We start from the raw sequence: 24617 nt of genomic DNA on the forward strand, positions 1-24617 counted from the left end.
AGACTCTCATTCCCTCTTCGGGGTGGCTGATCCTTGGAGAAGCGGAGGTCAGAGGGAGGGCACCTGCCGGAGGGGAACAGCGGTGGAGGCGGCCGTCCGGTTCCGTTCCGCCCAGCGTACGGCCGGCCCCATGGCGGAGCCGGCCAGCAGGAACAGGCCGCCCAGCAGGAGCCAGCCCGGCGGACCCCAGGTGATGATCAATGTGGTGAGCAGTAGGGGACCGAGCATCCTCGCGACCGCCGTGCCCGCGCCGAAGAAACCCTGGTACTGCCCCTGCCTGTCCTGCGGGGCCAGGTCGAACCCGACCTCCCAGGCACCGGAGGCATGCATCATCTCGCCGAGCACCTGCAGGCAGGCGGCCACGAGCAGGGCGGCTCCGGCGGCCCACGCCGAGGATCCGGCCGCCGACAGCGCGAACACCGCGCACGAGGCGAGCATCACCAGGCCCGCCTGCCGTACGGACCGGGAGGCGGTGCTCAGGCCGGTCACCCGCCGGGCCACCCGCACCTGGAAGAGCACCACGCTCAGCGTGTTGAGCACCAGCAGCGCCGAGACCGTCCAGCTCGGCGCCGCGGTCCGCTGCACGATCCACAGCGGGATCACCAGGCTGAGGAGGGGCATGTAGAGCAGCATGATCATGTTGAGGAGGGAGATCAGGGCATAGGGCCTGTCCCGGAGCACCGCCAGGGCCGGTTCGCCGGCCGGGGCGGGGGGCGAGGGCGGCACGGCGGGGAGCCGGAGCAGCACCAGGGCGGAGGCCAGGAAGCTCAGGGCGTCCATCGCGAAGACCGCCAGATACGCCTGCCGGGTGTCGAGGTGCAGGGCCAGCCCGCCGAGCGCCGCGCCGACCGCCAGCCCCGCGTTCACCGTCGCCTGCAGGTGGGCCCGGACCTCGGTCCGCCGGGCCTTGTCCACCAGTCCGGCGAGCAGCGCCTGCCGGGCGGCCCCGAGCCCGCACTGGCAGCAGGTGTAGAGGCAGGCGGCCAGGACGAACAGGGCGAAGGACGTGACGAACAGGAACGAGCCGACCGCCACGCCGGTCGCGACGGCCAGCAGCGCCGCCGTGCCCCGGGCGCCCCAGCGGTCGGCGAGATGCCCGAGCGGGATCCCCGCCACGGACCCGAGGGCCCAGCCGAGGGTCAGGGCGAAACCGACCTGGGTCGGCGAGAGCCCCACGATCCGGGTGAAGTACAGCGCCGAGCACACGTAGTACGCGCCGTCACCGAAGGCGTTGGCCAGCTGCGCCAGGGCGAGAACCCGGGGCGGGCCGGAGGGCGGCAGGATCCTGCTGGACATGTGGCTCCTTGGTCATCCCCGCGGAGCCGGGTGACGCGGACGCCGTCACCGCGTCCCGTTCCTCGCCCGCCGTGAGCGCCGTACGGCTCACACCCCGCTGTGCAGCTCACACCCTAGGGAGCGGGCCGGCCCCTCGATAAGAGCCAAAACCCGGCGGATCGACTGGGCCACCTCGGCCGGGCCCGAGCCGGGTCCGGGCCGCCGCCGGGGACGGCGGCGGCCCGGCCACATGACTATCGGGCCTGCTCCAGCAGCTTCTCGGTCCCGACGAGACGCACGCAGACGGCCAGACCGGCGATGGCGAGCTCCACCTCGTCCAGCTCCGGGTAGGTGGGCGCGATGCGGATGGTGCTGTCACGGGGGTCGTCGCCGTACGGGTGGGTGGCGCCCGCGGGGGTCAGCGCGATGCCCGCCGCCGCGGCCCGGCTCACCACCTGACGCGCACAGCCCTCCAGCACGTCGAGACCGATGAAGTAGCCGCCCGCGGGGTTGGACCAGGACGCCAGGCCGGTGCCGCCCAGCTCCTTGGTGAGGATCAGGTCCACCGCGTCGAACTTCGGCCGGATCAGCTCCCGGTGGCGGCGCATGTGCTCCAGGACGCCGTCCTCGTCGCGGAGGAACTCCACGTGGCGGAGCTGGTTGATCTTGTCGGGGCCGATGGTCCCCTTGGCCATGTGCCCGAGCAGCCAGGCCACGTTGGCCGGGGACGAGCCGAAGAAGGCGACGCCGCCGCCACTGAAAGTGATCTTCGAGGTGGAGCCGAAGACGAAGGCGCGGTCGGGGTTGCCGCTCTCCGCGCACAGCGCCAGCAGGTCGGCGATCTCCACCGGCGTGTCCGTGAGGTGGTGCACGGCGTAGGCGTTGTCCCAGAAGATCCGGAAGTCCGGCGCGGCGGCGGGCATGGCCGCCAGGCGGCGCACCGTCTCGTCGCTGTAGGAGACACCGCTGGGGTTGCTGTACTTCGGCACGCACCAGATCCCCTTGACCTGGGGGTCTTCGAGCACGAGCCGCTCCACGACATCCATGTCGGGGCCCTCTGCGGTCATCGGCACGGGGATGAGCTCGATACCGAACCGCTCGCACAGGGCGAAGTGGCGGTCGTAGCCGGGGACCGGGCACAGGAACGCGATCCGCGGCTCCTCCACCCACCGGCGCTCGGCGCCGGGCACCCTGCCGAGCAGGGCGTGGACGATGGAGTCGTGCATCAGCGAGAGGCTGGAGTTGCCCGCGGCGATCAGCTGACCGGCGGGCACCTGCAGCAGGCCGCTGAACATCTCCCGGATCTCGGGGAGGCCCTGCAGCCCCCCGTAGTTACGGCAGTCGGTCCCGTCCGCGGCGGTGTGCCCGCCGGGAAGGGTCAGCAGGGCGGAGGCCAGGTCGAGCTGCCTGCCCGACGGCTTGCCCCGGGTGAGGTCGAGGGAGAGGCCTCGCTGGACGAGCGCGTCGTAGTCGCGCAGGGCGCGATCGCGCTGCGCGGTCAGCTCGTCGAGGTTCAGGGCCGAAAGGCTCACGGGGTTTCCTTCGCCTGCAGATCGCGGGTGGACGTCGTCGCGGATGGCCTTGAAGGGTCGTCGCGGATGGCCTTTGAAGGATAGAAGACCCCCGGGCACGACCGGAAACCGGCCCACGGCAGGACCGCATGTCCCGGAAGCCGGCCCGCATGTCCTCGAAGCCCGCCCGGCCGTGGCCGCCACCGTAAGATCCGGGTATGGCGGAGGTCATGGTTAGGGACGGGACATGGACGTTCGACGGCGAGATCCTGCGGATCGTGCCCAGCCGGGATCGGGGCGTGAACAAGCTGCGGCAGCTCCTGGGCGAGGTGGCGGTCCCGCTGGCGGCGGTGGCCGGCATCGCCTACGAGCCCGGTAAGAAGGGCGGGCGGCTGCGACTGCGGCTGCGGGAGGGCGCCGACCCGTTCACCCAGGCCTCGCGCGGGCGGATCTCCGACTCGGCCGACCCCTACCAGCTGGCCGTCGACGCCGGCCGCACCGGCGTCGCCGAGTACTTCGTCGACGAGGTGCGCAACGCCCTGGTGATCGAGCAGGTGCCCGACGGGCCCAGCGACCACTACCTGATGCCCGGCCCCGGGGTGCCGCTGACCGTGGCGGGAGGCGACGGCACCGCGACGTTCGACGGCGAGTCGTTCCGCATCGAGTGGAACTGGGCGGTCGAGGGGGCCAAGAGGTCGGCGGGCTCCCAGCGGTTCCCGCTGAAGGACCTGCTCAGCCTGGAGTGGATCCCGTCCGCCGGCCTGGAGAACGGGCACCTCCGGTTCAACCTCAGGGGCTCGGTGCACAAGCTGGCCCCCAAGCACGACCCGCACTGCCTGGTCCTGTGGGGCCTGGAGAAGGAGACCCGGACGGCCGCGCTGTTCGTCGCCGCCGTCCTCGCCCGGCTGCCGCACCCCTCCGGCGCCGCGGAGCCGCAGCCCGCCCTCGACGCCCCCGCACCGGCGGTCCCCGCCCCCGCCGGTGGCGACGACGACCCGGACGCGCTCCTGCGCCGCCTGCGCGAGCTCGGCGACCTGCACCGGGACGGCGTGCTCACCGAGGAGGAGTTCACCGTCGCCAAGCAGGCGCTGCTCCGGCGCTTCTGAACGGGACCGGCCAGGCGCCTGCGAGCGGGACCGGTCCCGTGTTCCCGTCAGGCGCCGCTCCGGCGCCTCCGTCGGACACCGGTCCCGCGCTTCCGGACGAGATCGGCCCGAGAGCCTCCCGGACGGGGCCGGCCGGGTGCCCGCCAGTGCCCGGCGGCCGGGCGCGGCCTAACGGCACTGGGCGAGCATGACGGCCTTGTCGGCCCTGGTGACCGGCAGGCCGTACTTCAGGGAGACCTGGGCGAAGCGCACGACATAGGCGCAGCGGATCCGGCGCAGCGGCGGGAGCCACGAGGCCGGGCCCGAGCCGCCCTTGGCCTGGTTGGCGTCGCCGTACACGGGGATCAGGTTGAGCGGGTCGTTGGCGATCCGCATCCGCTTGGCCATCGGCCAGCGTGAGGCGCCCATCCTCCACCCGTAGGACATCGGGACCACGTGGTCGACCTGGACCTGGTCCGCCCGCTGCTTGCGCCAGCGGATCGTCCTGCCGGTGTAGGGGTCGCGCAGGCTCATCGCGATGACGACGCAGTCCGACCCCCGGCGGTATCTCACCTGCTCGCCGTCCCGGGCGAGCAGGTCGTTGCGGGTGCCGCAGCCGTTGCGCGCGTACGGCACGCCTCTCGCCGTGTCCGCCCAGTTGGCGCCGTACCGGGCCCGCGTGTAGCCGGTCTTCGGCCCCATCCCCCTGACCCGCAGCCTCTTGATCAGCCTGATCGCCGCGATCCTGTCACGCGCCGACCGGACCGGGGCCAGGCCCGGCCGGGTGCCGTGCGGATTGTCGAGCGGAGCGACTCTGGCCCGGCTCTCAGGAGCGGCTCTCGCCCTGCTGTCCGCCGGGCTCGCCAGTGAGAACATCACCGCGGCACCCAGAACGACAGTGACCACCCCCCGCGTGCTCACCCATGCCTCCACAGAGAATTACGGGCCAAGACATGACTGATCCCCGCAATTCCCTTGGTTTAACATCGATCACTGTGACGCGTCGTTCACACTCCCGTCACCTGGACGGGAGACCTCCACCAGCCGGCTAGAGCCAGCCCTTCTTCTTGAAGACCAGATAGAGGATGGACGAGGCCACGAGGATGGCGGCGGTGGAGGTCCAGAAGCCGAGCGGCTGGCTGAAGCCGGGATACGGCACGTTCTGACCGTAGAATCCGGTGATCATCGTGGGCACCGCGATGATGGCCGCCCAGCTCGTGATCTTCTTCATGATGTCGTTGAGCCTGAACCCCTGCTGGTTGATGTGGGCCTCGCGGACGTTGCCCACCAGCTCCCGCAGGGAGTCGGTCCACTCGGCGGCACGCAACGTGTGGTCGTAGAGGTCCTGGTAGTAAGGGGTCAGCGCGGGATCGAGCATCTCCACGCCCTTGCGGAGCAGGCTGCCCACGACCTCGCGCATCGGCACCGCCAGCCGCCGGAACCGCACCAGGCTCTTGCGCATCTCGTAGGTCTGGCGCTGGATGTGCAACCGGTCGGCGTCGTTGTCCTCGAAGAGGTCGTCCTCCAGCGCCTCGACCTTGTCGTCGATCATCTGCAGCACGTCGAAGTAGCCGTCCACTACGTAGTCGAGCAGGCCGTGCAGCAGGTACGGCACGCCGTACCTGGCCATCTCGGCGTTGGCGTCCCAGCGCCTGATCACCGCGTCGATGTCGAAGTGCGGGCTCTCCCTGACGGTGACCAGGGCGTTCTTGGTGACGAAGATCGATATCTCGGTGAGTTCGAGGTGCTTGCTCACCAGCTTGGCACCGTAGACGGTGATGAACAGGTGGCTGTCGTAGGTGTCCAGCTTGGGACGCTGGTCGCTGTGGAGGGCGTCCTCGACGGCGAGCCGGTGCAGGCCGAGCTCCTCGCTGATCTTCTCCAGATCCGCGGGCGAGGGCGAGCACAGGTCGAACCACACCGCGACGGACAGGTCTCCGATGTGATCGGAGACGTCGTCGATGGGGAAACCCTCGGCCTCCAGGACGCCGTTGCGGTAAAGGCGGGTGCGGTCCATGTCCGCCACAGTAGCCCGGGGCCGCGGGGCCGACGCTCCTCACCCGGGAGCGGATCGCCGACCTGAGCCGCGGCGGGGAGCCGGCGGATGCCGGACGGCGGTCGTGCCGGACGGCGGTCGTGCCGGACGGCGGTCGTGCCGGACGGCGGTCGAGGACCACGGAGACGGCTCCGGCCCTGCTCGGGGAGCAGGCACTGGACAACCCGGCCCGCCATGCCTCGATGACCACGACATCGATCTCCGCCACGTTTCCCGCCAACCGCCCGCGGCCGGTGAATAATCCGGCGGTTGCGGGGCAGCAGCGGTTTACGACAACAGACGCAGCCCGAGATGAGGTCACATGATAGTGCTGGGACTCCTCCTGATCATACTCGCGGGCGCGGCCGTGGTCGCGGTCTCCTGGGACGAGGCCGCCACAGCCACCACCCCCGCGTCGTTCACGGTCTTCGACCAGACGATTCAGCTCTCCCAGCTGGAGTTCTTCTTCGCCGGCGCCGTCACCGGGGCACTGTTCCTGCTCGGGCTGGCGGTCATGTTCAGCGGCATGCGCCGCTCCGCCACGCACCGCCGCAAGCTCCGCAACTCCCGGATGGAGGCGCGCGACCGCGTCGCCCGCCTGGAGGAGGAGAAGCGGGAGCTCGAGCGCAAGCTGGAGACGAACCCGGCCCCCGCGGCCCCCGTGGTCGATCGTGACCGCGACGGCGTCGACGACCGGGTCCAGACGACGGCCCGCCCGCAGGTCGACCGTGACCACGACGGCGTCGACGACCGCGGCGAGACCACGGCGCCCCACCCCCGGGTCGAGGTGCCCCGTCAGCACAGCAGCGACCAGCTCGTCGCCGGTCGCCACGGACGCCCGGGAGACGGCCGGTAACCCGCCCCGCCCCACACCTCCGCCGGTACGGCCCGCATGCCGTACCGGCGGAGGTTTTCGGTCACGACGATCTGCCGGCCGCCGGCCGGTCCGCTCGGCGATCGGTGTCGGGTACGGCGTGGGCATCATCGCCCGTCTCGCCCGGCCGGACCTCGTGCCGATCACATCCGGCTGCTCCGGACCCCTTCGCCGGCCGTCCCCTCCTCGGGCGCGATCTCCTCGGGGGCGGTCTCCTGGAGGGCGGTCTGCGGGGCCCTCCTCCTGCGGTGCAGGAACGTCATMGCCCCTCCCGCGACCAGTCCCCAGAACGCCGCGCCCACCCCCAGCAGGGTCAGCCCCGACGCGGTCACCACGAACGTGACCACCGCCGCCTCCCGGCCCTCCGGCTCGGCCACGGCTGTGGTGATCGCCGAGGCGAGCGCGCCGATCAGGGCGAGACCCGCGACGGCCTCGATGAGCACCGGCGGGGAGAGCAGGACGAGCGCGGTGGCCAGGCCTGAGCCGATGCCGAGGACGATCATCGAGGCCCCGGCGGTGACCGAGGCGATCCACCTGCGGCTCGGATCGGGATCGGCGTCCGGGCCGGCGCTCAGCGCCGCGGTGATGGCCGCCAGGTTCACCGCGTGCCCGCCCAGAGGCGCGCCGAGGGTGCTGGCCAGGCCGGTGCCGAGGAGGATGCCGCGCAGCGGGGGGCGGTAGCCGTACCCGGCGAGGACCGCCATGCCCGGCACGTTCTGGGAGGCCATGGTGACCAGGAACAGCGGGAACGCGATACTGATCATGGCCGCGACGCTCCAGGACGGGGCGGTCAGCTCGACCACCGGGCGCACGTCCACCGTTCCCAGGCCGGGCCCGGTCAGCGCGATGGCCACGACGGCGACCAGCAGGGCTCCCGGAATCGCCCACTTGGCCGCGAAGCGGCTCAGCAGCGCCCACGTGAGCACGGCGGGACCGGCCATCAGCGGCACCTCGCCGAGGGCTCGGACGGGAGCGACACACAGGTTGAGCAGGACTCCGGCGAGCATGGCGCCGGCGATCGGGGTGGGGATGGCCGCGATCCAGCGCCCCAGCTGGGGGAAGAGCCCTGCGACCGTGACGAGCAGGCCGGAGACCACGAACGCGCCGACCGCGGCGGGGAAGCCGCCCTCCACGGCGCCGGTCGCGACCAGCAGCGCCGCCCCGGGCGTGGACCAGGCGATGGTGATCGGCACGCGCTGCCGCAGGCCCAGCCAGATCGCCACCACGCCGTTGGCCAGGCAGAGCGCGAGCAGGCCGGACGCCGCCTGCCCCTGGTCGGCGCCCACCGCCCGGAGCCCGGCCAGAACCACGGCGAAGGAGCTGGCGAAGCCGACCAGCGCGGTCACCACCCCTGCCAGCACGGGCTGAAGAAAGCGTGTCATCCCTGTCGTCCTTTCCGCGCTTCCCCGGCGGCCTCCGATCGGCCCGGACCGTCCGCGACTCACCGCGCCCGTCCCGCGCGCCGACGGCCGTTCCGTAAACGGAACGGACGCAATGCTGCACGATAGCCTCATGGACTCCGGTACACAAAGCCCCCGTCCCGCCCAGGACATCGGAACACCGGACGTAGGCCAGCGAATCCGCAGGTTAAGGAAGGAGCGCGGCATCTCGCTCTCCGAACTCGCCCGGCGCGCGGGTATCGGCAAGGCCACGCTCTCCGGGCTGGAGAACGGCACCCGCAACCCCACCCTGGAGACGCTCTGGGCGGTCACCGCCCAGCTCGGTGTGCCTCTGACACTGGCCCTGGGCACCGGCCCCACCATCCAGGGCACCGCCGTCGAGGCCGTGCTGCTCCAGGTCTTCGAGGATGAGGCCGTCACCTACGAGCTCTACCGGCTGACGATCCCGGCCGGGTCCACACAGGTCTCCCCGGCCCACCATGAGGGTGTCACCGAGCACATCACGGTCTTCGCCGGGGTGCTGAGCGCCGGCCCGCAGGACGCGCCGCTCCGGGCCGGAGCGGGAGAGCATCTCACGTGGCGCTCGGACGTCCCGCACATCTACTCCGCGATCGGTGCCCAGGACGTCCACGCCAGCCTGCTCATACGCTATCCCCGCCACTGAGCGCGGGCGGGGCCGCCAGGCCCTTCGGGGGGCCGGGAATATACCCGCCTCCGGACCCCATGGCCACCCCAACACATCCCCTAAAATCCCTAAAAGTAATATTTAGCCCATGACTCCACGGTCCACGGCAGTGATGTTCTGGGCCACGGGTGTACTGGCCTACGTCATCGCGATCTTCCACCGCCAGTCCCTCGGCGTCTCCAGCATCGAGGCCGCCGCGAGGCTCGACATCGGCGCGGCCGGGCTCTCCACCCTCGCGATGCTGCAGATCCTGGTCTACGCGGCCATGCAGGTGCCCGTCGGAGTCCTCGTCGACCGGATCGGGTCCAAGCGCATGCTGGTCGCCGGCGCCGCCGTGATGGCCTGCGGCGAGCTGGTATTCGCGCTGTCGGAGGGGCTGCTCCCCGGGGTCGCGGGCCGGGCGCTGATCGGCTGCGGCGACGCGATGACGTTCATCAGCGTGATCCGGCTGGTCAACCTCCACTTCCCCGCCCACCGCAACCCGGTGATGGTCCAGCTCACCGGCCTGATCGGGCAGCTCGGCGCGATCGCCTCGGCGGTGCCCCTGATCCACTCCCTCCACACGTACGGCTGGACGCCCACCTTCATGGGCGCCGCCGGCCTGGGCGTGCTGTCGGTGATCCTGCTGCTCACGGTGCTGCGCGACGCCCGCCCGGAGCGGACGGACGGGCCCCCCAGCCTGAAGGCCGCCTGGGCCGAGCCCGGCACCCGCCTGGGCATGTGGACCCACGCGGCCACCCAGTGCTCGGCGGCCGCGTTCCTGCTGCTGTGGGGCTATCCGTTCCTGGTCCAGGGACAGGGGCTCGACCCGTCCACGGCGGGTGTGCTGCTGTCCACGCTGACCCTGTGCGGCATGGCGTGCGGGCCGCTGCTCGGCTACCTCGCCGGGCGGTTCCCGTTCCACCGCTCCCGGATGGTGCTCATCGTGATCGGCACCACCACCGCCGCGTGGACCGCCGTGCTGGCCTGGCCCGGCCGGGCGCCGCTCTGGCTGCTCGTCCTGCTCGTGGTGGTGCTCGCGGCCAACGGACCGGGGTCGATGATCGGCTTCGACTACGCCAGGACCTTCAACCCGGCCGCCCGGATCGGCGCGGCCACCGGCATCGTGAACGGCGGCGGATTCGTCGCGTCCGTGTCGGTGATCGCCCTGGTCGGCATCACCCTCGAACTGATCGGGGAGACCGACCTGGACGCGTTCCGCTGGGCCTTCGCCGTGCAGTATCCGATCTGGGCGCTGGGTGCGGTCCAGGTCCTCCGCTACCGGGGCAAGGCCCGGCGCCTGCTGCTGTCCGCCCAGCCGGGCGGCTAGGGAAGAGGCCCCGGGCCGCCGTGGGGGTCACGCGGGGAGGGTCGAGGTTCAGGCCGGGACAGCCGAGGTCACGCGGAGACCGTCGAGGTTCAGGCGGAGACCGTCGAGGTCACGCAGAGACCGTCGAGGTTCACGCGGGAACAGTCGAGGTTCAGGCGGGAGAGAGCATGGTGAAGGGCTCCGCGAAGTGGGCGGTGGCGATCATCCCCCGTGCGCCCCTGACCCGCTCCAGCAGCTCCATCCGCGTCGCGGCGGCGAGCTCGGGGTCGTCGTCGTAGAGGTAGGGCACCTTCGGGTCGGCCAACTGCACCGGATGGAGCACCACGTCACCGGTCAGCACCAGATCGCCCACCTGGACGACCTGGTGGCCGGGGGTGTGTCCCGGCGTGTGGAACACCCGGATGCCGGGGAGCACGTCCGCCTGGCCGTCCACCACCTGCACTCGATCGCCCAGCGGCCGGACGACGCGGGCGAGGACGTCCTCGGCGGCCGCGTCGATCTCGGAGCGCTGGAAGACGTGCCGGGCGTTGGCGAACACGGGCACCCCGCCGATCACGGCCCCGCTCGCGTGGTCGCTGTGCAGATGCGTGATGACCACCGCGTCCACCTCCTCGGGGCTCACCCCCACCCGCGCGAGCTCGGACCCGAGCGCTCCGGGGACCGGCGCCCAGCTCGCCGCCGGCGAGTCCTCCGGACCGATCCCGGTGTCCACCAGCACGGTCCTGCCCGCCGCGTCACGGAGCAGGTAGCAGTGGAAGTGCAGGGTCCACTCGTCGGACTCCCCGTGGCAGCCTCCGGGGAACATCTCCGGCAGCGGCCTCCGGATCGAGGCGCCCATCGGTCCTACGGCGTCGCACAGCGGGAACACTTCGACGCCTGCGACTGTTATGGACTGATGTGGCATCCGGTCTCCTGTCCGATACGGATTGACGGTGCTACTGTGATAGCGGGCGTGACGCACTGTCGGCTAGGCCACGTGCGATGATCCGCTCCATTTCCCACCTTTTCTTACCGCGCCTTCTCAGGCATGCGGTTCTCCCCCGCGAAAGGTCAGTCACGACCTTTCGCCTGTGAAAGGTCACTCATGACCATCGAAACCACCACCAGGAAGCGGCCTCGTGCCGCACGCCCCCCGCGTCCTCGCGAGAGCGACGCCTACGTCGAGACCGTGGCCGGGCTGCTCGATGTCCGCGACAAGACAGGCTACATCCGCACCCGCGGCTACCTCCCCGGGGAGGGCGACGTGCGCGTGCCCCACGCCCAGATCAGGCAGTACGGCCTGCGCCCCGGCGACCATGTCGTCGCCACCACGCGCAAGCCGTACGAGAGGCTGGACGAGGTCGAGAGCGTCAACGGTTCCACCGACTGGCGGAGCAGGGCCGACTTCGCCGACATGACGCCGATCCACCCGCGCGAGCGGCTCCGCCTGGAGACCGAGTCGGTGACCGGCAGGGTCATCGACCTGTTCGCGCCGATCGGCAAGGGCCAGCGCGGCCTGATCGTCGCCCCGCCGAAGGCGGGCAAGACCATGGTCCTGCAGGACCTGGCCGCCGCGATCACGCGCAACCACCCGGACTGCCACCTCATGGTCGTGCTCGTCGGCGAGCGACCCGAGGAGGTCACCGAGATGCGCGAGTCCATCCACGGCGAGGTCGCCGCGTCCACGTTCGACCGCCCCGACCGCGACCACACCGCCCTCGCCGAGCTCGCCGTCGAGCGCGCCAAGCGCCTCGCCGAGAGCGGCCACGACGTCGTCGTCCTGCTCGACTCCCTGACCCGCCTGGGCCGCGCCTACAACAACCTCGCCCCCGGCGGCGGGCGCACCCTCGCCGGCGGCCTCGACGCCGCGGCCCTGCTCCCCCCGCGCCGCTTCTTCGGCGCCGCGCGCAACCTGCGCGACGGCGGCTCGCTGACGATCCTCGCCACCGCACTGGTCGAGACCGGCTCGCGGATGGACGACAACCTCTTCGAGGAGTTCAAGGGCACCGGCAACATGGAGCTGCGCCTCAGCCGCGCGCTGGCCGACAAGCGCCTCTACCCCGCCGTCGACCTCGACGCCTCCGGCACCCGTCGCGAGGAGATCCTGCTCGACCCGCAGGAGCACCAGCTCACCTGGCGCCTGCGCCGTACCCTCGGCGGCCTGGAGAAGCAGCAGGCCCTGGAGCTGCTCACCGACAGGCTCCGGGAGACCCCCTCCAACGCCGCCTTCCTCCAGCAGGTCCGGCAGACCACCTGATCCCCCTGCCGGAGCCCGGACGGCCGACCGCCCGTCCCCTCGACCGGAGCCCGGACGGCCGGCCGCGGCCTCCCCGGGCGGAGTCCGGACGGCCCACCGCCCGCCTCCCCGGCTGGACGATCCCGCCCGGCTCTCCCCGGCGATCCGCGGGCCCCGGTCAGCGAGGCCAGTTGGCGATGTCCTCCGCCCGGATGACGTCGACGTGGCAGGAGGAGGTCGTGCGCCTGCCGCGGTCCAGGACACAGACCCTGACGTCCACCCGGGTGATCTCTCCGTCGGAGGACATCCTGAAGGCGCCGCTCGGGCGGCAGGTCGAGCGCGGCTGCGCCCAGCCGGTGCCGCCGCCGACGTAGTGGAACCTGGCGCGGATGTAGGCGCAGTGGTCACGATGGGGGTCACGGTCGCGGAGCGTGCCCGACACGGCGAACGTCTCGGCGGCGAAGTCCGTGATCCACACATCCGCCGCGGCGTGCCCGGAGTGCCCGGTGGCCGACCGCACCGGCCCCCAGTGGTGCTTCGCCCCCGCGGGGGCGGTCAAGCCGGCGCTCAAGCCGGCGGTCACAGTGGCGGTCACGGTGGCTTTCGCCGGGCTCACGGCGGCGTCGGCGGCCGCCGGCAGGCCCGCCACGAGCACGGACGCCAGCAACCCGCCGAGCAAAGATCTCTTCCTCATACGTCCGATTTATAGGACTGGCGACTTGGAACGTCCTTGCATCTCGCTGACCCCGCTGGAAGCGGGATGATGGTGGGATGCTGGCTGACGTCGTCGAATACCTCACCTGCCCGGTCTGCCGGGCCGGACTCGACCTTGGCGACCGCGTCCTGCGCTGCGCCCGGGGCCACGCCTTCGACATCGCCAGACAGGGATATGTCAGCCTGCTGACCGGCTCCCAGGCCCCCGGAACGGCGGACAGCACGGCCATGGTGGCGGCGAGGGAGGCGTTCCTCGGGGCGGGGTATTTCGGTCCCCTGTCGGAGGCGGTCGCCGGCGCCTGCCGTACCGGCGCGAAGGTGGTCGCGGACGCGGGCGCGGGGACGGGACACTACCTCGCCGGCGCGCTCGACCGGCTCCCGGGAGCCGTCGGGATCGCGCTGGACGTGTCCAAGCACGCGATCAGACGGGCCGCGCGGGCGCACCCCCGGCTGGGGGCGGTGGTGGCCGACGTGTGGCGGCCGTTGCCCGTCGGGGACGGTACGGTCGACGTGGTCCTCAACGTGTTCGCCCCCCGCAACGGCGCGGAGTTCGCCCGGATGCTCAGGGACGACGGCGTGCTCGTCGTGGTCACGCCCACTTCACGGCACCTCGAACCGCTGGTGGAGCGGCTGGGGCTGCTCTCGGTGGACGAGTCGAAGGAGCGGAGGGTCGCCGAGAGCCTGAGCGGCCACTTCGTGGAGACCGGGCGGAGCGTCCACGAGTTCGGGATGACGCTGGGACACGGGGCGATCGAGGCCGTCGTGGGGATGGGACCGAGCGCCTGGCACACCGAGCCCGAAGTTATGCGAAGAAAGATCATAGAACTACCCGAAACAAGCAATGTGACCGCTTCTTTCCGTATGTCTATCTTTCAACCCGCCCTCTGATCAAGCCTTGTGCTTGACAGCCACCTTCGGGACGCATGTTACTGAAGTGGTATTTAGTCCGAAATTCCCACACATTAACTAAGCAAATTGATGGCGGAAGCGACATACTGGACGGCAATCCAGCGAGCCCGTGCCTGGACGCGTGAAGCGAAGCCTTGACGGAGGGAAGCGCCATATGAAGGCGGAGGAGCGCTGGCAGGCCAGGTTCCGTGCGCCACGCGTGACGCTGCCCGTGTGGGCGCGTCAGGCTCCGGCCCGCGCCGTCTACCGCAGCAACGCCTCCGGCGCCTGGGAGGTCTACGCCTGGGACCGGGCGGCGGGATCCATGCGCCAGGCGACCGCCCGACCCAAGGGCACCTCACACGGCACGATCGACCCCACCGGCCAGTGGATCTGGTGGTTCTCCGACACCGACGGCGACGAGTGGGGCGGCTGGATGCGCCAGCCCTTCACCGGCGGCCCCGACGAGCCGATCGACCTCGCAGCCGGCTACCCGGCGGGGATCGCGCTGTCCGCCACGGGCGAGGCCGCGATAGGCGTCGCCAGGCCCGGCGAGGGCTTCCAGATCCATGTCGTACGGCCGGGCGGGCCCGCCCGGCTGGTCTACGAGCACGCCGAGGCCGCCTCCGTGGCCGCCATGTCCCTGGACGGCTCGCTGATCGCGATCAGCCACAGCGAGCACGGCGACTCCCGGCACCCCGCGCTGCGGGTGCTCCGGCAGAACGGCGACACCGTCGGCGACCTGCACGACGGCCCCGGCAAGGGGGTCCTCGGCCTGCGTTTCGCGCCCGTGCCGGGCGACCGCCGGCTGCTGACCCTGCACGAGCGCAGGGGCCGCCGCGAGCCGCTGGTCTGGGACCCCGAGAGCGACGAGCAGCGGGAGATCTGGCTGCGCGACCCCGGTGAGATCACCGCCGACTGGTACGGCGACGGCCGCTCGCTGCTCGTCGTCCGGGCCAACCGCGGCCGTACCCACCTGCACCGCTACGACCTGGCCGGCGGCAGGCTCTTCCCGATCGAGACCCAGCACGGCGTGATCGACGCCGCCGCGCCCCGCCCCGACGGCTCGGTGGAGTACTCCTGGTCCAGCGGCGCCCACCCGCCGGTGATCCGGTCGAGCAACGGCCACGTGGTGATGAACCACGGCGGCCCGACCTCGCCGCCGTCCGTCCCGGTCGAGGACGTGGACGTGGAGGGTCCCGGCGGGCGCATCCACGCCCTGGTGTCACGGCCCGAGCGTGGCTCGGGACCGTTCCCGACGATTTTCCTGCTGCACGGCGGGCCGACCTCGCAGGACGACGACTCCTTCGTGCCGCAGGTGGCCGCGTGGGTGGACCTGGGTTTCGCGGTCGTGCGGGTCAACTACCGGGGCTCCACCGGCTACGGCTCGGCCTGGCGGGACGCCCTGGTCGGAGAGGTCGGGCACATCGAGCTGTCCGACGTCGCCGCGGTCAGGGACGTCATGGTCGACCGCGGCATCGCCGACCCGGAACGGCTCGTGCTGTCCGGCGCCTCCTGGGGCGGCTATCTCACGCTGCTCGGGCTGGGCACCCAGCCCAAGGTGTGGGCGGCGGGCATCGCCACGGTGCCCATCGCCGACCATCTGGCCACCTACGAGGAGGAGACCGAGGCGCTGCGGGCCTACCACCGCGCGCTGCTCGGCGGCTCCCCCGGCGAACAGCCGGAGCGCTACGCGAGCTGCTCGCCGATCACCTACGTCGACCAGGTCGAGGCGCCGCTGCTGATCCTGGCCGGGGAGAACGACCCGCGCTGCCCGATCGGGCAGATCGAGACCTACGTGTCCCGGCTCGCCGAGCGCGGCCACGAGCACTCGGTCTACCGGTACGACGCGGGCCACGGCTCCCTGGTCGTCTCCGAGCGGATCGCGCAGATGTCGGCCCAGCTCGAATTCGCGCGCAAGCACATCAGAATCGAGGCGTAACAGCCCGGCCGCCCGACGACGGAGCCCGCACCGCCCCGGACGCGGCGGGACCGGCCGCCACAGGACCGACGGCCACGCATCGTCCCGGGTGCGGCGGGACCAGCCTCCACCGGGCCCGCAGGACCACGGCCGCGCACCGCCCCGGACGCGGCGGGACCGGTCGCTACCGGGCCCGCAGGACCACGATCGCCATGTCGTCCGCGCTCGGCTCGGGGGCGAAGTCCTGGACGGCCCGGCGGATCCGCTCGGCGACCGCCCGCGCCGACAGGCCCACGCACTCGGCGAACAGCTTGGCCAGTCCCCCGTCGTCGTCGAGCAGCCGGCCGCCCTGGCGCCGCTCGGTCACCCCGTCCGTCACCGCGAGCAGGACGTCGCCGGGATCGAGGTGGACGACCTCGGCCTTGAAGGTCGCCTCGGGGAAGACCCCCAGCAGCGACTGGGAGGTCACCACCGTCTCCACGACACCCGTGGGCCGCAGCCGCAGCGCCTCGGGGTGGCCGGCGGAGACCATCCACACGTCCAGCCCGGTGGGCACGGGCTTGATCTCCCCGTGCAGCAGGGTCAGGAAGCGGGCCCGCTCCCCCTCGTCCAGGATCGCCTGGTTGAGGCGGTCGAGGACGGCCGCCACGCCGTACCCCTCCCTGGCGAGCAGCCGCAGGGTGTGACGGGCCAGGCCGGTGACCGCGGCGGCCTCGGGGCCGGTGCCGCAGACGTCGCCGACCGCGAAGCGCCACGAGTCGTCCCCCGCCGCGAACAGGTCGTAGAAGTCGCCACCGACCTCGTTGGTCTCCCCGGCCGGCTCGTAGACCACGGCGGGATCGAGCCCCGGGATCTCGCCCGGCTCGTTGGGTGGCAGCAGGCTGCGCTGCAGCGCCCGGTTGGCCGCCGCCTGGGTGGCGTAGAGCCGGGCGTTGTCCATCGCGAGGGCCGCGCGGCGGCCGATGTCCTCGGCGTACTGGAAGGCCTCCTCGGCGAAACGGTCCGGCCGCCCCAGGCACATCACCCCCAGCGCCCGCCCCCGCGCGAGCAGCGGGATGACGAGCATCTGCGAGTCGCCGAGCTGCATGGAGCCGCCCGCCTGCGGGATCTGGGCCGTGGCGAGCTCCTCGCGCAGCCCGTCGATGCGCCGCTCGTCGGTGTGCCACAGGTAGGCGGGGCGCTGCGGGCCGCCGTCGCCGCTCCAGGTGTAGACCGCGCACCAGGTGGCCAGGCGGGGGACGACGATCTGGGAGATGATCGCGGGCACCATGTCCGGGTCGAGGGTGCCGGCCAGCAGGTCGCTGGCGTCGGCGAGGAAGCCCATCCAGATCGGTCCCCGGCTCGGCTCCTCCGTGGACCACTCCGCGGCGGTCCGCTCGGCGGAGCCGGGCAGCGGCAGCCGCGCCCAGTGGGTGTGGTGCTCGCCGGAGAAGGTGACGCCCCACTCGTCGACCGGCACGGTGGGGCCGGTGGGGACGCCCCCGGGAACGCCCTTCTGGCGGACCTCCACCTGGACGCCGTCCTCCAGGTGGCTCCAGACGACCTCGAACGGCGCCTGGGCCGCCTGCGCGACGAGCTCGCCCGCCAGCTGCTCGGCCGCAGCCAGCACGGACGTGGCGGCCCAGGCGGTCATCACCTCTACGGTGAACCGCCGGGCGGCGGGGACGGCCGTGTCTCCTGGGGCGAACGTCGCAGCCAGGACGGCTCGGGGAGCATTGGTCATTGCTCCGTGCCTACCACACTTCACGTCGCCATGGGGTAATTCGAAGGCGGGACTGCGGGTTGCGCACCGTGACAGACTGGGATGACTCGCGGCTGCGCCCCCCGGGAGTCAAGGAGGTCTCATGACCATGGCCAACACCGTGCCCGACGTCGAGGAGCGACGTTACAGCGAATCGGATCTGAAGCCGATTCTTCAGACACTCATCACCTGGCGCGACGGTGACTTCCGCCGCCGGGTGCCGCACGCTCCTCCCGGGATCCTGAGTGAGATCCGCCTGCTGCTCAACGAGGTCGCCGACCGCCGCGAGCACCTGGCCAACGAGCTGCACCGGGTCCGCCGCGAGGTGGTGAAGGAAGGCCGGTTCAGCGAACGCCTCACCGCGGGTCCGGGCGTGGGTTCCTGGGCCGAGAGCGTCGACTCGGTGAACTCGCTGATCGACGCCCTGGTCGGGCCGGTCACCGGTGCGGCCGACGTGATCGACGCGGTCGCCAAGGGAGACCTGTCCCGGCGCATCGACCTCGACCGCCGGGCACGGGGCGAGGTGCGCCGCCTCGGCAAGGCGATCAACGGCATGGTCGACCAGCTCTCCCTGTTCACCTCCGAGGTGACGCGCGTGGCGCGCGAGGTGGGCACCGAGGGCCGTCTGGGCGGCCGGGCGAACGTGCGGGGCATGTCGGGCAGCTGGCGTGACCTCACCGAGGCCGTGAACACCATGTCCAGCCGCGTCTCCGCCCAGGTCCGCGACATCGCGCTGGTCACCACGGCGGTCGCCAGGGGCGACCTGAGCCGTAAGGTCACCGTCGACGCGGTCGGCGAGATGTTCGAGCTGAAGAACACCGTCAACACGATGGTCGACCAGCTCTCCGCGTTCGCCGAGGAGGTCACCCGGGTCGCCCGCGAGGTCGGCACCGAGGGCGAGCTGGGCGGTCAGGCCCAGGTGCGCGGCGTCTCCGGCGTCTGGAAGGACCTCACCGACAACGTCAACGTCATGGCGAGCAACCTGACCACCCAGGTCCGCGCCATCGCGGCGGTGTCCACGGCGGTGGCCCAGGGCGACCTGTCCAAGAAGATCACCGCGGACGCGCAGGGGGAGATCCTCCAGCTCAAGGACACCCTCAACACCATGGTCGACCAGCTGTCGATGTTCGCCGACGAGGTCACCCGCGTCGCCCGCGAGGTCGGCACCGAGGGCCAGCTCGGCGGCCAGGCCCGCGTGCGCGGCGTCTCCGGCGTCTGGAAGGACCTCACCGACAACGTCAACTCCATGGCCAACAACCTGACCTACCAGGTGCGCAACATCGCCGAGGTCACCACCGCCGTCGCCAACGGCGACCTGACCCGCAAGATCGACGTGGACGCGCAGGGCGAGATCCTCGCGCTCAAGACCACCATCAACACCATGGTCGACCAGCTCTCCTCCTTCGCCTCGGAGGTGAGCCGGGTCGCCCGCGAGGTCGGGTCGGAGGGCCAGCTGGGCGGCCAGGCCCAGGTGCGCGGCGTCTCCGGCACCTGGAAGGACCTCACCGACAACGTCAACGTCATGGCCAACAACCTGACCACCCAGGTCCGGCAGATCGCGGCCGTCTCCACGGCGGTGGCCCAGGGCAACCTGTCCAAGAAGATCACCGCGGACGCGCAGGGGGAGATCCTCCAGCTCAAGGACACCCTCAACACCATGGTCGACCAGCTGTCGATGTTCGCCGACGAGGTCACCCGCGTCGCCCGCGAGGTCGGCACCGAGGGCCAGCTCGGCGGCCAGGCCCGCGTGCGCGGCGTCTCCGGCGTCTGGAAGGACCTCACCGACAACGTCAACTCCATGGCCAACAACCTGACCTACCAGGTGCGCAACATCGCCGAGGTCACCACCGCCGTCGCCAACGGCAACCTGACCCGCAAGATCGACGTGAACGCGCAGGGCGAGATCCTCGCGCTCAAGACCACCATCAACACCATGGTCGACCAGCTCTCCTCCTTCGCCTCCGAGGTCACGCGAGTGGCCCGCGAGGTCGGCTCCGAGGGCAAGCTGGGCGGCCAGGCCCGCGTCGAGGGCGCCGAGGGCATCTGGAAGCGGCTCACCGAGAACGTCAACGAGCTGGCGGGCCGCCTCACCACCCAGGTCCGCGCGATCGCCGAGGTCACCACCGCGGTCGCCACCGGCGACCTGACCCGCTCCATCACCGTCGACGCCGGGGGTGAGATCGGCGAGCTCAAGGACAACATCAACACGATGGTGTCCGTGCTCCGCGACACCACCAAGGCCAACCAGGAACAGGACTGGCTCAAGTCCAACCTGGCCCGCATCTCCCGCCTCATGCAGGGCCACCGCGACCTGATGGAGGTCGCGAAGCTGATCATGAGCGAGCTGACCCCGTTGGTCTCCGCCCATTACGGGGCCTTCTACCTGGCCGAGCCCACCGGCGACCACGACCTCTTCATGATCGCCGGGTACGGCGCGCGCCCCGGCTCCAAGATCCGCAACCGCTTCGCGGTCGGCGAGGGGATCGTGGGACAGGCCGCGTTCGAGGGCAAGCGGATCATCCTGGAGAGCGTCCCCGCCCAGTACCTCACGGTGGACAGCGGCCTCAGCTCCTCCGTCCCGGCCCAGATCGTCGTGGTGCCGATCCTGTTCGAGACCCAGGTCCTGGGCGTCGTGGAGCTGGCCTCGTTCAGCCAGTTCGGCGAGGTCCACCACGACTTCATGACCCAGCTCGTCGAGACCATCGGCGTCACGATGAACACGATCATCGCCAACTCCCGGACCGAGGACCTGCTGACCGAGTCGCAGCGCCTCACCACCGAGCTGCAGGAACGCTCCGACGAGCTCCAGCGCCAGCAGGAGGAGCTGCGCCGCTCCAACGCCGAGCTGGAGGACAAGGCCGCGCTGCTGGCCAAGCAGAACCGGGCCATCGAGATCCAGAACTTCCAGATCGAGCAGGCCCGCCGCACGCTGGAGGAGCGCGCCGAGCAGCTCGCGGTCTCCTCGCGCTACAAATCCGAGTTCCTGGCCAACATGTCCCACGAGCTGCGCACCCCGCTGAACAGCCTGCTCGTGCTGGCCAAGCTGCTCACCGAGAACGCCGAGGGCAACCTCACCGTCCAGCAGGTGGAGTTCGCCAGGACCATCCACGGTGCCGGCTCCGCCCTGCTCCAGCTGATCAACGACATCCTGGACCTGTCCAAGGTCGAGGCCGGGCGGATGGACATCCACCCCCAGCAGATCTCCCTGCTCAAGCTCGTCGACTACTTCGAGGCCACCTTCGCGCCGCTGGCCCAGGACAAGGGGCTGTCGTTCGCCGTCGAGGTGGACCCGTCGGTCCCGCAGGAGCTCCGCACCGACGAGCAGCGCCTCCAGCAGGTGCTGCGCAACCTGCTCTCCAACGCGATCAAGTTCACTCCCAAGGGCGAGGTACGGCTGCGCGTGATCCCCGCCCAGCGCGCGGTGGCCTTCGTGGACGACACCCTGCGCGGCGCCGACGGCATCCTCGCCTTCGAGGTGGTGGACACCGGCATCGGCATAGCCGCCGACAAGCTGGAGGTCATCTTCGAGGCGTTCCGCCAGGCCGACGGCACCACGAGCCGCAAGTACGGCGGGACGGGCCTGGGCCTGTCCATCTGCCGCGAGATCGCCCGTCTGCTCGGCGGCGAGATCCACGTGGTCAGCGAGGTGGGGCAGGGAAGCACCTTCACCCTCTACCTGCCGCCGTCCTACGGAGGACCGCTGTCCTCGCGCGACGGCGGAGCGGCCGCGCCGAACTCCTCGCCGCGCAACCAGACGCTCATCGGAGTGCTGGAGGAGCCCGACGACCTCCCGGAGCTGGCGCTGCCGGAGGAGCTGCCGGTCTCGCACTTCCCGCAGAACGAGGGCCCGGCGTGGAAGGGCGGCGACGATCCGCTGACCGGGGCCAAGATCCTGATCGTGGACGACGACATCCGCAACGTCTTCGCCCTGACCAGCGTCCTCGAACGGTACGGCTCCACGGTGGTCTACGCCGAGAACGGCCGGGAGGGCATCGAGCAGCTCGAACGCAACGAGGACGTCGCGCTGGTCCTGATGGACATCATGATGCCCGAGATGGACGGCTGGGCCACCACGTCCGCGATCCGGCGGATGCCCCAGTTCGCCGACCTGCCGATCATCGCGCTTACCGCTAAGGTCATGCAGGGAGACCGGGAGAAAAGCATCGCCTCCGGCGCCTCCGACTACGTGCCCAAGCCCGTGGACGTCGACCGCCTGCTGGAACGCCTGCGCGGCTGGCTCACCCGCGGCAAGCCAGCCGGCGACTCCGACGAAGGGGCGTGATCAATGCCGGACCGAGCCAAGATCCTCCTGGTGGACGACCGGGAGGAGAACCTGATCGCGCTCGAAGCGATCCTCAGCTCCCTCGATCTGATACCCGTCCGGGCCAGGTCCGGCGAGGAGGCGCTCAAAGCCCTGCTCAACACCGAGTTCGCGCTGATCCTGCTGGATGTGCGCATGCCCGGCATGGATGGTTTCGAGACCGCCTCCCACATCAAGCGCCGCGAACGCACGCGCAACATCCCGATCATCTTCCTGACCGTGGTCGACAGCGCCCCCGACTACGCCTTCCGCAGCTACGCCGCCGGCGCGGTCGACTACCTCACCAAGCCGTTCGACCCGTGGGTGCTCCGGGCCAAGGTCGCGGTGTTCGTGGAGCTCTACAACATGAACCGCCGCCTGGCCGAGCAGGCCTCCATGCTCCGCGAACGTCTCTCCACCGAGCTGCCCCCCGGCGAGGCCGCCGACCAGGCGGCCGTCCTCCCCGAGCTGTCCAGACGCCTCACCGCGGTCGAGGACGAGCTCGCCCGGGTCAGCGAGCTGGCCCGCAAGACCAACGACCCCAGCCTCTCGGGCCCGATGGCCGACCTCTCCCACCGCGTCAGCCACCTCCGGGCGGGCTTCGACGCCCTCACCTGACGCCGGCGTCTTCCGGGGCCTGAGTACGGCCGGGGCCTGCGTACGGCCGGGCCTGGGCCGCGCCCCATGAGGGAGCTCAGGCCCGACCGGGGGCGGGCAGCGGACGCCGTGGAGAGCCTGAGCGCGGCCGGGCCCGGCACCCGGCCGGTGACGGCGCGCGCCGCGTCCTCAGGTGGCGGTGGCGTCGCCCTGCAGAAGGGCCGACCCGAGAGGGGTCAGCACATGCAGGACGGCCCCGCCCATCCGGGTGGTCGAGACGAGCCCGGCACCACGCAGCACCGTGGCGTGCTGGCTGGCGGAGGCGATGGAGACGCCGACCCGTTCGGCCACGGCGGTGGTGGTGGCCGGGGCGCGTAACACGGCGAGAACGGCCGCCCGGGTACGCCCGAGCAGGGGACCGAGAGTGTCCGTCGCGCATGTCGGCTGGTCTCCGCGATACACCGGGTACGCCAGCACGGTGGACTTTCCCGGCCGAGGCATCAGCAGAGCCCCGAGTATGAAGTACGACGGAACCAACAGCAGTCCGCGTCCGCCCAGGTCGACGTCCCATGGGCGGGGAAACGGAATATGCAGGGTCGGCTCCTGCCAGCTCCACTGCGGGACGAGCGTGGCGAGCAGGGCGTCAACCCCGCCTCTCAGCAGGGTCTCGGACCGTAGGGCGCGGTCGGCGACCCCGCCGGCCTGGACCCGTGGCCACCGCGATGCCAGCGACGAGGTGAAATATCTCTTCAGGTCTCTTCTCAGAACCTCCCGTGCGCCGGGGGCGTCGGCAGCGAGTTCCTGAGACCAGCGACTGGCCTCCTGGTGGGTGGCCAGCAGGCGCAGGCCGGCGGAGATCTGCGCGTTGGATGCGTGCATGACCAGGTCGAGGCCCTCAGCGAGGTCGCCGGCGGACGGCTGGAGCAGGAAACCGGGCAGGAAATCCTCCCGAGGGATGAGATCGAGCATCACCCCGGCCCGAGCTCTCAGACTGCCGCGTACTTCCCGTTCCCAGCTCTCCAGGCCGAATCGCAGCTGGGGCCCCACAGTCGCCGGGACCCGCAACCGGTGCACGCTCACGACCGTCTCCCACAGCGGGGTGGGGCCCGGCGCCAGCGTTATCTGACGTAGGTCGGCCGGGGTGAAGTGTATGCGCAGCACGTAACAGATGTTCCCGCAGAACAACTCTTCCAGCCAGAACCGAAAGGCATCGTGGTGAAAATCCGGCCGGGACAGGATTACTGCCGGATCGAACAGGAGGCGCCACCCGGAAACAGAAGTAAAGAGGAAATTATTTCTGTCGACAATGCGTCCGACAGAACCTTCCCCGCGAAGTCCCCAAGCGCTTCCTCTCTGGAGAAGAAACGTCAAAGATCCGCGGAACAATATCCACCGCCACGACCGGACGCTCCGTCGCCGGTACGGCCCGGCTGACGGAACATGCGGCCGGATGCCGGTTCCGCGCCTGTGTGCAGATCGCAGACGGGTCCACGGAGTGCGGGAAACGGCGGCAACGGCCACCGCCTCGGCACAGGCCCTTTTCCCGTCGGCGGGCCTCCCCCGGCGGAGGGCCTCCTTTCCCGTCGGCGAACCTCCCTCGGCGGAGGGCCTCCGTCAGCGGCGGGCGCGCTCCAGGGCGTCCCAGAAGCCTCGGCGGAGGGCGTGGCGGACCTCGTCGTGGAGGAGGAAGTCGATCGGCAGGGAGGAGCCCTGGAGGAGGCGGGCCTCCAGGTCGGAGGGCATGCGGGGCTTGCGGGCGAGCACGGCCTCCAGCCACAGGGCGGGGGCGTCCTTGGCGACGGACTCGCCGAAGTCGTGGCCTTCCTTGTGTGCGGCCTTCACCGCGTCGGAGAGGGTGGTCGTGCTACTGGTACGAGGCGAGCGTCGAAGGCCGCCGGACCGCCGAGCACGACGCGCTGGCCGACCTCCCGGGCCTCAAGCTCCGGCTGTCGCGCATCCGCCCCGGCCGCCGCGAAGGCGTGGACGCCCAGGTCCACCGTGACCTGATGACGCTGGCCCGCAACAGCGCGGTCTGCGACGCGGTGGTCGTCAGCGGCGACGAGGACC

The 24617-nt window shown here is 71.2% G+C and carries 19 protein-coding genes and 1 pseudogene; 10 read left to right on the forward strand and 10 right to left on the reverse strand.

The genetic code is table 11. From position 1 onward, the window contains the following. Positions 1–48 precede the first annotated feature (48 nt). Together CA984_RS02565 and CA984_RS02570 are read right to left on the reverse strand one after the other, a co-directional pair. Positions 49–1296, reverse strand: a complete 1248-nt coding sequence (locus CA984_RS02565; protein ID WP_086567570.1) for an MFS transporter — start codon at positions 1294–1296, stop codon at positions 49–51. Between the two features lie 233 nt (positions 1297–1529). Continuing rightward, positions 1530–2807 carry an aspartate aminotransferase type Ic gene (locus CA984_RS02570; protein ID WP_207620676.1) on the reverse strand — a complete coding sequence of 426 codons (1278 nt, stop codon included), beginning with the start codon at positions 2805–2807 and terminating at the stop codon, positions 1530–1532. Positions 2808–3004: 197 nt separating this feature from the next. On the opposite strand from CA984_RS02570, the gene CA984_RS02575 reads away from it, so the two are divergent. Next, positions 3005–3892: a DUF4429 domain-containing protein gene (locus CA984_RS02575; protein ID WP_165781073.1), complete on the forward strand. Its 888-nt coding sequence runs from the start codon at positions 3005–3007 to the stop codon at positions 3890–3892. A gap of 168 nt (positions 3893–4060) precedes the next feature. Here CA984_RS02575 and CA984_RS02580 read toward each other — a convergent pair whose 3' ends face one another. Both CA984_RS02580 and CA984_RS02585 read right to left on the reverse strand, forming a co-directional pair. Then, positions 4061–4792 (reverse strand): HNH endonuclease family protein, encoded by a 732-nt coding sequence (locus CA984_RS02580; protein WP_086567573.1) that lies wholly within the window; start codon positions 4790–4792, stop codon positions 4061–4063. A gap of 127 nt (positions 4793–4919) precedes the next feature. Beyond that, the gene (locus tag CA984_RS02585) at positions 4920–5888 is read right to left on the reverse strand and encodes a magnesium transporter CorA family protein (RefSeq protein ID WP_086567618.1); all 969 of its coding nucleotides are present in this window, start codon (positions 5886–5888) and stop codon (positions 4920–4922) included. Positions 5889–6228: 340 nt separating this feature from the next. On the opposite strand from CA984_RS02585, the gene CA984_RS02590 reads away from it, so the two are divergent. After that, positions 6229–6762: a hypothetical protein gene (locus CA984_RS02590; protein ID WP_086567576.1), complete on the forward strand. Its 534-nt coding sequence runs from the start codon at positions 6229–6231 to the stop codon at positions 6760–6762. 161 nt (positions 6763–6923) lie between these two features. Here the strand turns inward: CA984_RS02590 and CA984_RS02595 are convergent, their stop codons facing one another. After that, the gene (locus tag CA984_RS02595; RefSeq protein WP_086567579.1) at positions 6924–8162 is read right to left on the reverse strand and encodes a benzoate/H(+) symporter BenE family transporter; all 1239 of its coding nucleotides are present in this window, start codon (positions 8160–8162) and stop codon (positions 6924–6926) included. 130 nt (positions 8163–8292) lie between these two features. On the opposite strand from CA984_RS02595, the gene CA984_RS02600 reads away from it, so the two are divergent. Continuing rightward, the gene (locus tag CA984_RS02600) at positions 8293–8844 is read left to right on the forward strand and encodes a helix-turn-helix domain-containing protein (RefSeq protein WP_086567621.1); all 552 of its coding nucleotides are present in this window, start codon (positions 8293–8295) and stop codon (positions 8842–8844) included. 109 nt (positions 8845–8953) lie between these two features. Then, positions 8954–10174: an MFS transporter gene (locus tag CA984_RS02605; protein WP_165781074.1), complete on the forward strand. Its 1221-nt coding sequence runs from the start codon at positions 8954–8956 to the stop codon at positions 10172–10174. A gap of 151 nt (positions 10175–10325) precedes the next feature. On the opposite strand, the gene CA984_RS02610 is transcribed toward CA984_RS02605, so the two are convergent. After that, on the reverse strand, positions 10326–11012 hold the full coding sequence (locus tag CA984_RS02610; RefSeq protein WP_242675694.1) for an MBL fold metallo-hydrolase: 687 nt from the start codon (positions 11010–11012) through the stop codon (positions 10326–10328). 246 nt (positions 11013–11258) lie between these two features. Between CA984_RS02610 and rho the strand changes: the two genes are divergently transcribed. Continuing rightward, positions 11259–12410 carry a transcription termination factor Rho gene (gene rho / locus CA984_RS02615; RefSeq protein ID WP_086567585.1) on the forward strand — a complete coding sequence of 384 codons (1152 nt, stop codon included), beginning with the start codon at positions 11259–11261 and terminating at the stop codon, positions 12408–12410. Between the two features lie 157 nt (positions 12411–12567). Here rho and CA984_RS02620 read toward each other — a convergent pair whose 3' ends face one another. Next, positions 12568–13083 (reverse strand): hypothetical protein, encoded by a 516-nt coding sequence (locus CA984_RS02620; protein ID WP_133061515.1) that lies wholly within the window; start codon positions 13081–13083, stop codon positions 12568–12570. A gap of 77 nt (positions 13084–13160) precedes the next feature. On the opposite strand from CA984_RS02620, the gene CA984_RS02625 reads away from it, so the two are divergent. Both CA984_RS02625 and CA984_RS02630 read left to right on the forward strand, forming a co-directional pair. Further along, entirely contained in the window at positions 13161–13991 is an 831-nt protein-coding gene (locus CA984_RS02625) for a putative RNA methyltransferase (RefSeq protein WP_086567588.1), read from the forward strand. Positions 13992–14166: 175 nt separating this feature from the next. Further along, positions 14167–15933, forward strand: a complete 1767-nt coding sequence (locus tag CA984_RS02630; protein ID WP_086567590.1) for a S9 family peptidase — start codon at positions 14167–14169, stop codon at positions 15931–15933. Positions 15934–16096: 163 nt separating this feature from the next. On the opposite strand, the gene CA984_RS02635 is transcribed toward CA984_RS02630, so the two are convergent. Then, the gene (locus CA984_RS02635; RefSeq protein ID WP_086567592.1) at positions 16097–17635 is read right to left on the reverse strand and encodes a PP2C family protein-serine/threonine phosphatase; all 1539 of its coding nucleotides are present in this window, start codon (positions 17633–17635) and stop codon (positions 16097–16099) included. A 121-nt stretch (positions 17636–17756) separates the two neighbouring features. On the opposite strand from CA984_RS02635, the gene CA984_RS02640 reads away from it, so the two are divergent. Further along, a complete protein-coding gene (locus tag CA984_RS02640; protein WP_423229276.1) occupies positions 17757–21935 on the forward strand; it encodes a HAMP domain-containing protein in 4179 nt (1392 codons plus the stop codon). A 3-nt stretch (positions 21936–21938) separates the two neighbouring features. Further along, positions 21939–22571, forward strand: a complete 633-nt coding sequence (locus CA984_RS02650; protein ID WP_086567597.1) for a response regulator — start codon at positions 21939–21941, stop codon at positions 22569–22571. Between the two features lie 168 nt (positions 22572–22739). Here the strand turns inward: CA984_RS02650 and CA984_RS02655 are convergent, their stop codons facing one another. Continuing rightward, entirely contained in the window at positions 22740–23711 is a 972-nt protein-coding gene (locus tag CA984_RS02655; protein WP_086567623.1) for an ArsR/SmtB family transcription factor, read from the reverse strand. Positions 23712–24164: 453 nt separating this feature from the next. Then, positions 24165–24407 (reverse strand): annotated as a pseudogene (locus tag CA984_RS02660) (NYN domain-containing protein); the annotation flags it as partial. Between CA984_RS02660 and CA984_RS02665 the strand changes: the two are divergent. Further along, the coding region (locus tag CA984_RS02665) for an NYN domain-containing protein (RefSeq protein ID WP_479725526.1) at positions 24380–24617 on the forward strand (238 nt) is incomplete at its 3' end. The pseudogene CA984_RS02660 and the gene CA984_RS02665 sit on opposite strands and share 28 nt — an antisense overlap.

The organism is Streptosporangium minutum, assembly GCF_002149035.1.
Lineage (GTDB): Bacteria > Actinomycetota > Actinomycetes > Streptosporangiales > Streptosporangiaceae > Streptosporangium > Streptosporangium minutum.